This window comes from Pseudomonas sp. FBF18 (assembly GCF_024261405.1).
In the GTDB taxonomy this organism is placed as follows: domain Bacteria; phylum Pseudomonadota; class Gammaproteobacteria; order Pseudomonadales; family Pseudomonadaceae; genus Aquipseudomonas; species Aquipseudomonas palmensis.
This window is the reverse complement of the sequence record NZ_QKRS01000019.1, coordinates 17,914-31,822: the sequence shown is the minus strand read 5'-3', so window position 1 is coordinate 31,822 and position 13,909 is coordinate 17,914. Positions and strand designations below refer to the sequence as shown.

8 protein-coding genes are annotated in these 13,909 nt (G+C 66.4%); 5 read left to right on the top strand and 3 right to left on the bottom strand.

Annotation, left to right across the window (positions count from 1 at the left end; genetic code table 11):
- Positions 1–115: 115 nt before the first annotated feature.
- The gene (locus DN387_RS22630) at positions 116–4,885 is read left to right on the top strand and encodes a DUF6543 domain-containing protein (protein WP_156326248.1); all 4,770 of its coding nucleotides are present in this window, start codon (positions 116–118) and stop codon (positions 4,883–4,885) included.
- A gap of 54 nt (positions 4,886–4,939) precedes the next feature.
- Here the strand turns inward: DN387_RS22630 and DN387_RS22625 are convergent, their stop codons facing one another.
- A complete protein-coding gene (locus DN387_RS22625) occupies positions 4,940–6,523 on the bottom strand; it encodes a peptide chain release factor 3 (RefSeq protein WP_043862501.1) in 1,584 nt (527 codons plus the stop codon).
- Positions 6,524–6,865: 342 nt separating this feature from the next.
- Here DN387_RS22625 and DN387_RS22620 point away from each other — a divergent pair, with 342 nt between their 5' ends.
- From DN387_RS22620 to DN387_RS22605, 4 genes are read left to right on the top strand one after another with little or no spacing between them, the layout of a single operon-like run.
- Complete coding sequence (locus DN387_RS22620) at positions 6,866–7,579, top strand: ABC transporter permease (RefSeq protein WP_054916398.1); 714 nt, start codon at positions 6,866–6,868, stop codon at positions 7,577–7,579.
- Positions 7,580–7,593: 14 nt separating this feature from the next.
- The gene (locus DN387_RS22615; RefSeq protein ID WP_054916399.1) at positions 7,594–8,502 is read left to right on the top strand and encodes a glycine betaine ABC transporter substrate-binding protein; all 909 of its coding nucleotides are present in this window, start codon (positions 7,594–7,596) and stop codon (positions 8,500–8,502) included.
- Positions 8,499–9,152 (top strand): ABC transporter permease, encoded by a 654-nt coding sequence (locus DN387_RS22610; RefSeq protein WP_043862504.1) that lies wholly within the window; start codon positions 8,499–8,501, stop codon positions 9,150–9,152. Before DN387_RS22615 ends, DN387_RS22610 begins: the two co-directional genes overlap by 4 nt.
- The gene (locus DN387_RS22605; protein WP_054916400.1) at positions 9,149–10,303 is read left to right on the top strand and encodes a betaine/proline/choline family ABC transporter ATP-binding protein; all 1,155 of its coding nucleotides are present in this window, start codon (positions 9,149–9,151) and stop codon (positions 10,301–10,303) included. Before DN387_RS22610 ends, DN387_RS22605 begins: the two co-directional genes overlap by 4 nt.
- Before the next feature lie 92 nt (positions 10,304–10,395).
- Here DN387_RS22605 and DN387_RS22600 read toward each other — a convergent pair whose 3' ends face one another.
- Together DN387_RS22600 and DN387_RS22595 are read right to left on the bottom strand one after the other, a co-directional pair.
- Entirely contained in the window at positions 10,396–12,822 is a 2,427-nt protein-coding gene (locus DN387_RS22600) for a TonB-dependent receptor (protein WP_054916401.1), read from the bottom strand.
- 107 nt (positions 12,823–12,929) lie between these two features.
- Positions 12,930–13,904, bottom strand: coding sequence for a FecR family protein (locus tag DN387_RS22595; protein ID WP_054916402.1), 975 nt, complete (start codon positions 13,902–13,904; stop codon positions 12,930–12,932).
- Between the last annotated feature and the right edge of the window lie 5 nt (positions 13,905–13,909).

The window sequence follows — 13,909 nt, the reverse complement described above, 5'->3', positions numbered from 1 at the left end:
CACCCTGCAATAGATACCACCCTCGGCCTGTGTGCCCCGGCAGCCTGAAGCCCTTGCCGGGGCAACAGCGCAGCCCGCCCGTTGCCCGGCGCCCACCCACTGCCGAGCACACACCATGCCTTTGAAGACCCTGCCGTACTTTCACCGCATTGCGCTGCGCCAGCGCTTTGCCGATCACCTGGCACAGGCCCGAGACAGCCTCGATGACGAGGAGCATCGTTGGCTGCAAGGCTGGCTGCAGGCGCCAGGGCCCGACGCGCCGCGAATCGACCGCCTGAGCGCGATCACCGCCAGCGCCCACGCCAGCGAACTGACCGCCAGCCTGCTGCTGAGCCGCAGCACGCACCCCCGTGTTTTTTTCTACCACCCGTTGCTGGGGCTGCTGCGCTTCGAAGACCGTACCCAGCTCAAGCACCACCTTGTTGAACTGCTGAGCAGCGGCCACCCGCACGTACTGCTGCACTACATCGCCCCCAGGGATCGCCTGCTGGCAGGCCAGGGCGGCATCGTGGATGTTCAGGTCGAACGGCTGGAGGACGAGGTGTTCGAGTACCTGATGCTGGTCATCGCCGCTCGCCAGGGCCAGGCGCTGGGCGAGCTGCAGCAGCAGGTACTGGGCCAGCCGCCAGCCGACTCGTTATGGGAGCAGGCCCTGGCCACCACCACCGCTACCGCTACCGCTGCAGCGGCGCCGCAGCGCCTGGCGGCGGCACGCGACTGCCAACGGCAACTGCACCGGTACTGGCATACCGCCAAGGCCGGCAGCGACACGCCGGCCCGGCAACTGGCCCGCCTGATGGGCGCGGGCGTGCGCGAGGCGATCACGCGCCAGGCCTGGGCCGGCGCCCTTGCCGAAACCGACCATACAGCGCTGCTGCAATGGCTGGACACCGAGGCCCTCTCGCCCCTGCAGGCGTTCAGCCTCAACGTCACCACCGCGCAAGGCCACAGCCAACTGCTGGAGGGCGTGCTCACGTTCGGCACCCGTGCCGGCCCGGTGTTCACCTGGTGTGCTGCACGCGGGCTGGAGCGCCATGCCAGCAAGCGGGCGTTGTTATCGTCGCTGACAGACCCCCGGTTGCGCGACAGCTGGCGCCCGGTGGTCAGCCCATCGCGGCAGAGCCAACTGGGCGCCTTGCGCATCAGCGCCCTGCACCTGCAACCGCTGGCCGCCCCTGCACTGGACAGCTGGGTTGGCCAGGTGCTGAGCGCCCAGCAACAGGACATCGAAACACAACTGCGCCCTGACAGCGGCCAGGACGGTTATCAGGCATGCCGCCAGGCGCTGGACCTCGACAGTCGACTGGCCGGCGAACTCGCGCGCCTGGGCACCTCGCCCCACGCCCACGACAGCCCGGCCACCCTGGCCCGGCTGCAAGCGTCGGCACAGGCAGCCGGCGCTGGCCTGGAGGAACTGAACCGGCTGGTGAGCGCACTGACCGGCCACGCGCAGGCACTGTTCGAAGAGGTACCAGGCCTGGAGACGGTGACTGCGGCAGGGCTCGACCAGGCCCTTGCCGCAGTGCTGGACAAGGGCCCGCCAGTGACCCAGGTACGCCTGGGCCAGCCCGGCGCCGGGCGCACCTGGCTGAGCCTGGCCGAACTGGTGTGGCAGCGGCTCGGCGGTATCGGTACCTCGCTGGATGAACGCTGGCTGGTCAGCGGCCCGGTGGTGGCCGAACAGCCTGTGGCCTTGCCTGCGCTCGACCTGGCGCTGGCCCGACAGGCTGTCGCACAGGTCGCCGATGCCACCGCCAGCCAACTGACGAGCGCCCTGACGCAGTATCAAGCGCAGCGACGCACGTACCTCAAGCACCTGTGGCAACTGGCCCTGACCCTCGAATACCGCCTGCTCGACCACGACAGCCTGCTGCCAGCCCCGGCACGCGCGCTGATTCACGCCGCCCTGTTTCCGGCGCCCTCGCCGGCAGCGCCGGCCTGGGCCTGGCAACTGGCCCTGGACCAGGCGCCCAGCAGCGAGGCCCTGCTGCTGACCCGCCAGCCGCTCGAGGCACAGCCCGATCTGTGGCTGCTGTGGACCCTCGACCAGGGCTTTGCCGCATTCACCTCGCGCCTTGCGCTGGAGCAGGCCGTCGCAGCGCACTACCCCGCCGCGCAACGCTTTCAATGGCTGGCGCTGGCAGGCGCACCTGCGCACCACCTGCAGAGCTGGCAGGCCGAACACGACGTGGCCGCAACGCGGCGCGCCTTCGACCGGCTCACCCGGCGCGGCCTGCCTGCCGCGCACCTGCCCGACCTGCTGCGCAGCACGCTCGACACGCCTGGCACGCTGCGCTACCTGCAGCGTCTGCAGCGCCTGGCCAGTGCCCGGCGCCTGCGTGCCCATCTGCCTGACTGGCTGGCGCAGGCCGCCCCCACCGAACAGTACGGCTACCTGCAGGTTCTGGGGCGCAACCTGCTGCAAAGCCCGTCACCACAGGACTACCTGTTCGACATCCCGGCGGTGACCGACTATGCCCGCCAACGGGTCCAGGCCCGCCTGGACCAGGACTTCGCGGCCGGCCGCTACCCTGCCGACCAGCTGTTGATCACCACCACGCGCTGGGTCACCGCGTTGCCGCCCACCGGCGAGGTCCCCACAGGCGAAGCGGCCGCCAGCATCCAGCATCGCCAGACGCTGGTCGACTACGCGCTCAACCATTACCGCGACTGGGACCACGCCATCACCGCAATCACGCTCGAGGGCGACATGACCGTGCCTGCGCGCATCGATGCCGCCTACCTGCGGGCGCTGGTGCGCGAACTGGACCTGGGTCAAGGCTATCGCCAGCTGCTGGCCGAGCAACTGGACCGCGACCATGCGAGCTATCCCAGGCGCCTGCGGCTGTTCTGCCGGCAATTGCCGGGGCAACTGCTGGAGGCGGCGTGGCGCGCCCGGCTCCAGGGGCAACTGGGCGCAGCCGACGTCGAGTGCATCCGCGCCGTCGTCGAGCAGCCCGACGCCACCGCCCGTGACCAGCTGCCAGCCCCCGCCGCACAACTGGTGCCCCTGGAACTGATCGCCGACAGCGGCCTGCCCCCCGATACCGTGCCCGGGGTGTACCTGTTCATGTACGCCAGCCCCGCGCCCGGCCCCGTGGTGATGTACACGCCGTACCAGGCCGGCGGTTTGTTCCAGGCCTTCAGCAGTTCGGCCGACCTGCTGCAGCAGCTTCGCAGCGTGCCGGCCCTGCAGGCCCGGATACTGGCCTGCATGCCCGACACGATGCGCCCGCGCTACGACCACGGTGGGTTCACCGAGGCCCACCTGCCCTACAGCGCCGAATTCGATTTCGAGCTGCCGCTGTATGCCCAGCAGCCGGTGACCCTGGCCTGGCGCCCGGTGCATGGCAACGCCCTGCAGTACCTGTTCGAGACCAATGCAGCGTTGCTGCAGGGCATGGCCCATACGCAACTGGTGAGTACCGCCGAAGCCCGCTGGGCCACCCTGAAAGAGGTACTCGGGCTGCTCTGGAGCCAACTGAGCCTGTTCATCCCCGGCCGCATCGGCCTGCTGCTGGCCGCGTGGCAGGGCGAACTGTCGCTGCTGCAATTGGCCGAGCGCCCCTCGGGCGACTGGGCGCAGGCCTTGTCGGAACTGACCTGCACCCTGGTGCAGGGCCTGCTGGCCGGGCATGGCGTGCGCGAACAGGGCCCTGGCGCGCTGCCGGCCGACGAAGGCGAATTCTGGCGGCGCCTGGGGCAGGCGTCGCACCAGCGGCTGTCCGCCTACGAAGTGCCGCAGCAGTCCCTCGATGGCCTGGCCAGCCGCGAGCAGATCTATACCGACGTCGATGGCCAGACGCAGTTCGCCTGCCTGGAGGGCAAGGTGTACGGCGTTCGCCAGCTGGACCAGCGCTGGCACCTGAGTGCGCCGGACATCGACGAACCAGGGCCACGCCTGCGCAGCGAAGGCAACGGCCGCTGGCAGATCGACCCGCAGCAGGCCATACCCGTGCTAAGTGGTGGCATCATCGGCAGGCTGGGCGGGTGGGCCTCGCGTCAGGTGATGGCCGGCAACGATATCGTCATCCGGGCCGTGGGCATGCGCCAGATCCAGCGACTCATGCCGGCCCGTGCGCGCATGCTGCGCCAGGCACACCGCACGGCGCTCGACTACCTGGGCATCTGCCTGGACAACCTGCAGCAGGCCAGCCCGGTGCAACGCATGCCGGCACAGACCCGCACGATCCTCAGCGATTTCTTCGGCGTCGAACCCGACGAAGCCCTGCTGCAGCGCGTATGCGAACCGGTGGAAAAACTCTTCGAACTGATGACCTCGCAGGACTATTCGGTCGCCACGTCCAGGCGCTACATCCTGGCCAGCAATATCGGCAACTACACCGGCATCGCCTTCACCTCGCCCCATGACCCGCTCCGGCAACTGTTTCTGCTGGACGCCTATTTCGACGTCAGCTACCTGGGCAGGCTCCAGCTCAGGCCCGAGCTGTCCTGGCAGGAAGCCGATGCCATTGCGCGTGCCAACTGCCTGCTGCACGAGTTCTCGCATATCGCCTATGACACACGCGACATGCGCTACCTGGATGCCTCGCTGGCATTTGCCGACCTGCTCATGCCCGGCGAGCAGCAGGATTGGCTCAGGCGCCAGCACGACGAGGCGTTCTCTCACCGTTCACCGGCCCGGCGCCTGTTCGTGGTGCGCTCACGCGACGGTACCCGACGCGACATCACCCGTGACGACAACAAGGGCCTGAGCCTGATCCTCAAGATCGCCGACACCCGTGACCTGGCGGTCGCGCGCCAGCGCTTTCTGGACGATGCGGTGGTGCGCTCGCGAATCATGCTCAAGAACGCCGACTCGCTGACCCTGCTGGTCTACCGCCTGGGCCAGGCAAGCCATCGCCCACCGGCGGCGGGGGGCTGAAACGAAAACGCCCGCGCAGCCAGGGGGCTGCGCGGGCGTGGGGTGTGCGAAAACTCAGTGGTGTTCGCGGGTGGCGCGGAATTTCACGTCCGGCCAGCGTTCTTCCATCAGCGCCAGGTTGACCCGGGTCGGCGCCAGGTAGGTCAGGTGACCGCCACCGTCGATGGCCAGGTTTTCCACGGCCTTGTTGCTGAATTCCTCGAGTTTCTTCTTGTCGTCGCAGCTGATCCAGCGCGCCGACCACACGGTGATCGGCTCATAGCCGCACTCGACCTTGTACTCTTCCTTCAGGCGGCTGGCGACCACGTCGAACTGCAGCACACCCACGGCGCCGAGGATGATGTCGTTGCTGCGCTCGGGGAAGAACACCTGGGTGGCGCCCTCTTCGGCCAGTTGCTGCAGGCCCTGGCGCAGCTGCTTGGACTTGAGCGGGTCCTTCAGGCGCACGCGGCGGAACAGCTCAGGGGCGAAGTGCGGGATACCGGTGAAGCCCAGGCTCTCGCCCTCGGTGAAGGTGTCGCCGATCTGGATGGTGCCGTGGTTGTGCAGGCCGATGATGTCGCCGGCGAACGCCTCTTCGAGCTGCTCGCGCTCGGACGAGAAGAACGTCAGGGCGTCGCCGATGCGCAGGTCCTTGCCGGTGCGCACGTGGCGCATCTTCATGCCCTTCTCGTACTTGCCCGAGCAGATGCGCATGAACGCGATGCGGTCGCGGTGCTTGGGGTCCATGTTCGCCTGGATCTTGAACACGAAGCCGCTGAACTTCTCTTCGGTCGGCTCCACGGTGCGCTCATGGGCCACACGTGGCAGCGGACGTGGCGCCCAGTCGACCACCGCGTCGAGCACATGGTCGACACCGAAGTTGCCCAGCGCGGTACCGAAGAACACCGGGGTCAGCTGGCCGTTGATGAACTCGTCCTGGTCGAACTCATGGCAGGCGCCCTGCACCAGTTCCAGTTGCTCGATGAAGCGCTCGTACTCGTCACCCAGGTGGGCGCGGGCTTCATCCGAGTCGAGCTTCTCGATGATCTTCACCTCGGTACGCTCGTGGCCGTGGCCCGGGGTGTACACGATGATGTAGTCACCGGCCAGGTGGTACACGCCCTTGAAGTCGCGGTAGCAGCCGATCGGCCAGGTGATCGGCGCGGCCTTGATCTTGAGAACCGCCTCGATCTCGTCGAGCAGCTCGATCGGGTCGCGGATATCGCGGTCGAGTTTGTTGATGAAGCTGACGATGGGCGTGTCACGCAGACGGCACACGTCCATCAGGGCGATGGTACGTGGCTCTACGCCCTTGCCGCCGTCGAGCACCATCAGCGCCGAGTCCACTGCGGTCAGGGTGCGGTAGGTGTCTTCGGAGAAGTCTTCGTGGCCGGGGGTATCGAGCAGGTTGACCATATGGTCGCGATACGGGAACTGCATCACCGAGGTGGTGATGGAGATGCCACGCTGCTTTTCCATTTCCATCCAGTCGGAGGTGGCATGGCGGTCGGACTTTCGCGATTTCACCGTACCGGCGACGGCAATCGCCTTGCCCATCAGCAGCAGCTTCTCGGTGATGGTGGTCTTACCCGCATCGGGGTGGGAAATAATGGCGAAGGTGCGGCGTTTCGCGACTTCGGCGGCCTGGTTGGTCATGGGAAATCGCCTGACTGGAGATTCAAAAAAGGGCGGCGATTATAGCCCAAACTCACCCCCTAACTGAACCACTGGGTCGATCTGCGCTGGCCAAATGCCGCTTCGGATGGGAACCTTTGCGACTGCGGAGACGTCCACTGCCCTGTTACGAGATGTTACGTATACGGTTTTCAACCGTTCGTCAGGGTGGGTTTCATCGGCAACATGCGCCTGACGAGGCTGCGCTCATGGCGTGTTCCGCTCTACCGGAGCGACCCGCTGCTTATCGCGATCACACTGCCTGCTGCCTGGACCGGCAGCCGCCACGGGAGTGTGCCCGCCGACAAAAAAAGGAGTCCGCCTGTGGCTAAACGCTATGGCAAGGGGCTGATGGGATGGGCCGCCGCGCTCGTCATCCTGGCCCTGCTGATCCACTGGATCGGCATCGATACGATCGCGCACTACCGCGCCGATCTGTGGTTCTACCTGCAAGCGCACCTGATGCTGGTGGCGTGCTCGATGGTGGCGGCGCTGGCCGTGGGTATCCCCGCCGGCATTGCCTTGAGTCGACCGCACCGGGTCGACCGCGCCGAACGCTTCATGCAGATCTTCAACATTGGCAACACCGTTCCCCCCCTGGCCGTTCTGGCCATCGCCCTGAGCTTTCTGGGCATCGGCGCAGGCCCGGCAATCTTCGCGCTGTTCCTCGCCTCCCTGCTGCCCATCGTGCGCAACACCTACGAAGGCCTGAAAAACGTCCCCGCCTCGCTCAAGGAAGCCGCCACCGGCATCGGCATGACCCCGCGTCAGACGCTGTGGCGGGTCGAGCTGCCCAATGCGGTACCGATCATCGTCGGCGGCGTTCGAGTGGCACTGGCAATCAACGTGGGTACCGCGCCGCTGTCGTTCCTGATCGGCGCCAACAGCCTGGGCAGCCTGATCTTCCCCGGCATCGCCCTTAACAACCAGCCGCAACTGTTGCTGGGCGCCGCCACCACGGCCTTGCTCGCCCTGCTGCTCGATGCGCTGGTCAGCCAATGCAGTCGCCGCTGGCTCGAACGCGGCCTGGCCAACTAAGCGAAGGAACCCCCATGAAAAGAATCGCCTTGTTGCTGGGCGCGGCCCTGCTGTTCGCAGGATTCGCCCAGGCCGCCGACAAACCCCTGATCCGCCTCGGCGCGCGGGTGTTCACCGAACAGACCGTGCTGGCCGAAATCACCGCGCAGTACCTGCGCAGCCACGGCTTCGACGTGCGCATCACCGGCGGCCTGGGCAGCACCCTGGCGCGCAGCGCGCAGGAAAGCGGCCAACTGGACATGGTGTGGGAATACACCGGCGTGTCGCTGGTGTCCTACAACCATATCGACGAACGCATGGACAGCGCCGAGGCCACCTACGCCCGGGTCAAGCAGTTGGACGCGAAGAAGGGCCTGGTGTGGCTGGCACCCTCGAAGTTCAGCAACACCTATGCCCTGGCGCTGCCGCGCAACATCGCCGAGCAGTACCCGCAGGTCAACACCATCAGCCAGCTCAATCAGGTGCTGCGCGACGAGCCCGACCGCAGCCATGTACTGGCGCTGGACACCGAGTTCGCCAACCGCCCCGACGGCCTGGTGGGCCTGACCCAGACCTACGACCTGCAGTTCACCCGCCGCGACATCCGCCAGATGGACGCCGGGCTGGTGTACACCGCGCTGCGCAACGGCCAGGTGTTCAGCGGGCTGGTGTACACCACCGACGGGCGCCTGAGCGCCTTCGACCTCAAGCTGCTGGACGACGACCTGCATTACTTCCCCGACTACACCGCCGCCCCGGTGGTGCGCCAGGCCGTACTCGACGCCCATCCGCAACTGGCCGGGCTGCTCAAGCCGCTGGCCGAGCAACTGGATGACGAGACCATGCGCCAGCTCAATGCCAAGGTGGACGTCGAGCACCAGAGCCCGAGCAAAGTCGCCGCCACCTACCTGCGCCAGCATCCACCTGCCGAGGAGCAACCATGAGTCTGCTTGATACCTTCGCCCACCTGGACTGGGCCCAGGTGCTGCAACTGACCTGGGAGCACATCACCCTGGTCGGCATCGCGGTCACCCTGGCCATTCTGATCGGCGTACCGCTGGGCATCCTGATGACCCGCTTTCCGGTGCTTGCCGGGCCTCTGCAGGCCAGCGCCACGGTGCTGCTGACCGTGCCGTCGATCGCCCTGTTCGGCCTGCTGCTGCCGTTCTATTCCAAGTTCGGCCAGGGCCTGGGCCCGTTGCCGGCGATCACCGCGGTGTTTCTGTATTCACTGCTGCCGATTCTGCGCAACACCTACCTGGCGCTGACCAACGTCGAGCCCGGCATACGCGAAGCCGCCCGCGGCATCGGCATGACCTTCGGCCAGCGCCTGCGCATGGTCGAGCTGCCGATTGCGGTACCGGTGATTCTGGCCGGTGTACGCACCGCCGTGGTGATGAACATCGGCGTGATGACCATTGCCGCGACCATCGGTGCCGGTGGCCTTGGCGTACTTATCCTGACCTCCATCAGCCGCAGCGACATGTCGATGCTGCTGGTCGGCGCCGTGCTGGTGAGCCTGCTGGCCATCTTCGCCGACCTGCTGCTGCAAGCCCTGCAACGCTCGCTGACTCCAAAAGGACTGCTCAAATGATCGAACTTCAGAACCTGTGCAAGACCTTCCACAGCAACGGCAAGGACGTAAAGGCCGTCGACTCGGTAAGCCTGACGATCAACGAAGGCGAGATCTGCGTGTTCCTCGGCCCGTCCGGGTGCGGCAAGAGCACCACCCTCAAGATGATCAACCGCCTGATCGCGCCCACCTCGGGCAAGGTGCTGATCAATGGCGAAGACACCACCGACCTGGACGCGGTGACGCTGCGTCGCACCATCGGCTATGTGATCCAGCAGATCGGCCTGTTCCCCAACATGACCATCGAGGAGAACATCACCGTGGTGCCGCGCCTGCTGGGTTGGGACAAGCACAAGTGCCACGAGCGGGCCCGCGAGCTGATGAGCATGATCAAGCTCGAGCCCAAGCAGTACCTGCACCGCTACCCGCGTGAACTGTCCGGTGGCCAGCAGCAGCGTATCGGCGTGATCCGCGCGCTGGCGGCGGATGCGCCGCTGCTGCTGATGGACGAGCCGTTCGGTGCGGTCGACCCGATCAACCGCGAGATGATCCAGAACGAGTTCTTCGAGATGCAGCGTGCGCTGAACAAGACCGTGATCATGGTCAGCCACGACATCGACGAAGCGATCAAGCTGGGCGACAAGATCGCCATCTTCCGCGCCGGCAAGCTGATCCAGATCGACCACCCCGACACCTTGCTGGCGCACCCGGCAGATGACTTCGTGAGTAACTTCGTGGGCCAGGACAGCACCCTCAAGCGCCTGCTGCTGGTGCGTGCCGAGGATGCGGCGGACAACGCGCCATCGGTGAGCCCCGAGACGTCGGTGGCCGATGCGCTGGAGCTGATGGACGAACATGACCGTCGCTACGTGGTGGTCACCGATGGCCAGAACAAGGCGATGGGCTATGTGCGCCGGCGCGACCTGCACCGTCAGCAGGGCACCTGCGCAGACTTCCTGCGCACGTTCAACGCCACCGCCGCGCATGACGAGCACCTGCGCATCCTGCTGTCGCGCATGTACGAGTTCAACCGTTCGTGGTTGCCGGTGCTGGACGCCGAGAACGTGTTCCTGGGCGAGGTCACCCAGGAATCGATTGCCGCGTACCTGAGCTCGGGGCGTTCGCGGGGCATGAAGACCTGCATCGTGTCGCCGGCCGAAACAGTGGCCTGAATAGCTCCACCGCATCTACTGCCGAACAGACAAGGCTGACAACGCCGGTCCGGCAGGCCATGGCCTGTGTGATCGGCGTAGCGAAGGCGTTGTCAGAACCCTACACTGGCCTGCACATAGAACGTGCGCGGCTCGCCCAGATAGATCCCCGAATTGTTGTCGCTGGAACGGGTGAAGAACTGCTTGTCGAAGATGTTCTTCACCCCCGCCGCCAGCTTCAGGTTCGACAGCTGCGCACCAAAGTCATACCCGCCCCGCGCACTCCAGGTCACATACCCCGGAATGTCGCCATACTGCCCATCAGCCGTCGGTTCGGTGATGTAGTCGCCGGTGAAGGCACCTTTGCTGGTCATGCCGGTATCCGGAGCACGCTGTTTGGATTGCGCATAGGCGTCCACATTCCAGGTCCAGCGGTCCACCTGGTAACGCAGCCCGGCATTGGCGATCTGGCGTGAGTAGAACGGCAGGTCGCGCCCTTCGAAGCCCGGGATCGCCCCTTCATAGGTGGCGCGGGTGTAGGTGAAGCCGGCGTTCGCACTCAAGCCCTGCAGACGCGGGTCCAGCCCTGCCAGGTCGTAGTGCATCGAGGCCTCGATGCCCTGGTGCTTGGTCGCGCCCAGGTTGGTCCAGCCCACGTCGTTGCTGATGTACTGCAGCTCGTCATCGAAGTCGATGTAGAACGCGGTCAGCTCGCCGCCCCAGTTGCCGTTGTCATAGCGCGTGCCGATCTCGTAGGTCTTGGCCTTCTCGGCCTGCAGGCCGTTGGCGGTCTGGTCGCCCTGCCCGCCCTGGCCCAGCTGGAAGTACTGCAGGCTGCCGAACGAGGTCTCGTAGTTGGCGAACAGCTTCCACGCATCGGACAGGTGATACATCACACTCAATGCCGGCAGCGGTTCGTTGCTGGTCACGCTGCGGCTCTTGGCCACCACCGGCTTGTTGCCCAGGCCCATGACCGGGCGATCGTTCCAGTCGGTGTTGATGTGCTCGAAACGCACGCCCGGGGTGATGGTCCAGTTGCCCACGTCGATCTTGTTGTCGATGTAGTAGGCGCTGGCCTCGGTGCCGCCGGTACGGTCCTGGTACACGTGGCCGTCGGATTCAGGGGTTACGGTGGGCACGTTGTCGATCAGCGCCAGGCGCGTGGCCTGCTCGTGCATGGCTTCCTTGAGGTAGCGATAACCGACGCTGACCTCCTGGGTGGCCGGGCCGGTGACGAACACCCGCGACAGGCGCGGCTCGACGGCAAAGGTGTGGTAGCTGCGCGGGTACGACGACAGCGTCTGCTGGTCGCGCGCGGCAATGCTGCTGCCACGGAAGCTGTCGGTGTAGTAGGTCTGCACCTCGAACTGGGTCACGTCGTCGATCTGGCGCAGGTACTTGAGCGAGACATCCTTGCGCCGACCGGTGAAGTTGTCGTGGTCGCGGTCGGACTGGTAGGGGTTCTTGTCGAACTGGGCCTGGGTCAGGCCGCCGGGCATGTCGGCCTTGCCATCGTAGTAATGGAAGTTCAGCGACAGCTCGTCACGGTCGGTCAGCGCCCAGTGGGTCTTGAACAGCACGTCGTCGATGTCGTTGCTGTTGTTGCTGCTGCGGTAGCCATTGCCCTTGACCCCGGAGTACAGCAACGCCGCACCCAGGCCATTGTCGGCGGTGCCGCCAAGGAAGGCCGACTCGATGTGCTTCCAGCCGCCATGACGCGAGGTCTGGATCGTGGTGCCCAGCTCGCCGGTGGCCTTCTCGGGGATGGCTCGGGTGACGAAGTTGATCACCCCGCCGACGTTCTGCGGCCCATAGCGCACCGAGCCTGCGCCGCGCACCACGTCGATGCTGTCCAGGTTGCCCGAGGAAATCGGCGCCATCGACAACTGCGGCTGGCCATACGGGGCGAATGCGGCGGGAATGCCGTCGATCAGCACCGTGGAACGCGGCGACAGGCGCGAGGTGAGCCCGCGCACGCCGACGTTCAGCGCGATGTCGCTGCCGCCGGTGCCGTTGGAGTCCTGCACCTGCACACCCGGCACCCCGCGCAGCACGTCGCGCACGCTCAGCGCGCCCTGCTCGACCATGGCTTCACGGCGTACCACGGTGCGCGCACCGGGGTGGTTCTGTACCACGCTTTCCTGGGCGTCGCCCAGCCAGTCGCCGACCATGCTGATGTCGGTAGGCGCCAGCTCCAGGGTGCCGGGCGCCGTGCTCACTGGCTGCGCCGCGTGCAGCACCACGGTGCCCTGGGAAATCTCGTAGGTCAGCCCGCTGCCCTGCAGCAGGGCCTGCAGCGCCTGTTCGGGGGCCAGGTTGCCGGACACCGCCGGGGCCTGCTTGCCGGCCACCAGGTCGGGGCTGAAGAACAGTTGCAGCGATGTCTGCCGGCCCAGCTGGCCCAGTGCCGCGGCCAGCGGCTGGGCCTGGATCTGGATGCTGGTGGGTGCCGAATCGGCGTAGCTGTTGGCGATGCCGCCGCTGACGGCCAATGCCAGTGCCAGCGGCAGCCAGCGTTTGGAAACCTTGTTGTTGTTCACGTCGTCGAGAAGTCCTGAGGGTCAGAAAATCGGCCACCGCCTGCGAATGAAAATGCTTGGCAGTTGCAGTTGGGCAGGAAGACGAACAACGGGAAAAAAACCTGAATCTATTTTGCGATTATTTCTTGCGAGCCATCGGCATGGGCCTTGATGGCCACCGGCAGGATGCTGGGCAAGGCGCGCAGCAGGGCGTCGGTGTCATCGGTGCTGAAGCTGCTGCTGAGGCGCAGCGCCGCCGTTTTGCCGGGGGCCACGCGCAGCGGGTGTTCGCGGTAGCGCGACACCTCGCGCACCACCTCGCCCAGCGGCACATCGTTGAACACCAGTTTGCCGCCGCGCCAGGCGGTCAACGCGGCGGCGTCCACCGTATAGGGCGCTGCCACCGCGCCATGGGCATCGATGTGCGAACCGAGGCCGGCGCTCAGCAGCGCCTGCCCCTGGCCGTCGCCCTGCACGCGCACCGAACCCTGCTCGACCGCCACACGGGTCTGCTCGCTGTCGCGGCGCACATCGAAGCGCGTACCGGTGACCGTGACCTTGCCATGGCCGGTGCTGACCACGAAGGGACGGGCCGTATCATGGGCAACGCTGAACATCACCTCGCCCTGCTCCAGGCGAATGTCCCGCTGCCCGGCACTGAAACTCACCTGCACCCGCGTGCGGCCGTTGAGCTCCAGGCGCGAGCCATCGGGCAGGTCGAGCTGGCGACGCTCGCCCAGGCCGGTCTGCATCTGGCCCTGGTAATTGAGCTGGTGCTGCTGCCAGCCGAACCAGCCAAGCCCTGCCGCGACCGCCACCACACTGGCTGCCAGGGCCTGGCGCAACAGGCGTCGACGCGGCAGCTGGCGCACCGGATCGGGCGCACACAAGGCCTGCAGGCGCTCGCGCGGCAGCAGGTCGGCCGCGCCCCACAGGCGCCCGAGCAGGTCGTACTCGTATTTATGCTGGGGGTGCTGCGCCAGCCAGGCATGCAGTTGCGCCTGCTGCTGGGGCGTCAGGGGCGCATCGCGGCCACGGGCGAACCATTCGGCGGCCTGGTCGCGCACGGCGTCATCGCCGCAGGGGCATGTGCCCTGATTCATGAAAA

Coding starts and splice junctions, on each gene's coding strand:
- DN387_RS22595 (WP_054916402.1), bottom strand. CDS start 13,904: ATGAATCAGGGCACATGCCCCTGCGGCGATGACGCCGTGCGCGACCAG.
- DN387_RS22615 (WP_054916399.1), top strand. CDS start 7,594: ATGAAAAGAATCGCCTTGTTGCTGGGCGCGGCCCTGCTGTTCGCAGGA.
- DN387_RS22630 (WP_156326248.1), top strand. CDS start 116: ATGCCTTTGAAGACCCTGCCGTACTTTCACCGCATTGCGCTGCGCCAG.
- DN387_RS22610 (WP_043862504.1), top strand. CDS start 8,499: ATGAGTCTGCTTGATACCTTCGCCCACCTGGACTGGGCCCAGGTGCTG.
- DN387_RS22605 (WP_054916400.1), top strand. CDS start 9,149: ATGATCGAACTTCAGAACCTGTGCAAGACCTTCCACAGCAACGGCAAG.
- DN387_RS22625 (WP_043862501.1), bottom strand. CDS start 6,523: ATGACCAACCAGGCCGCCGAAGTCGCGAAACGCCGCACCTTCGCCATT.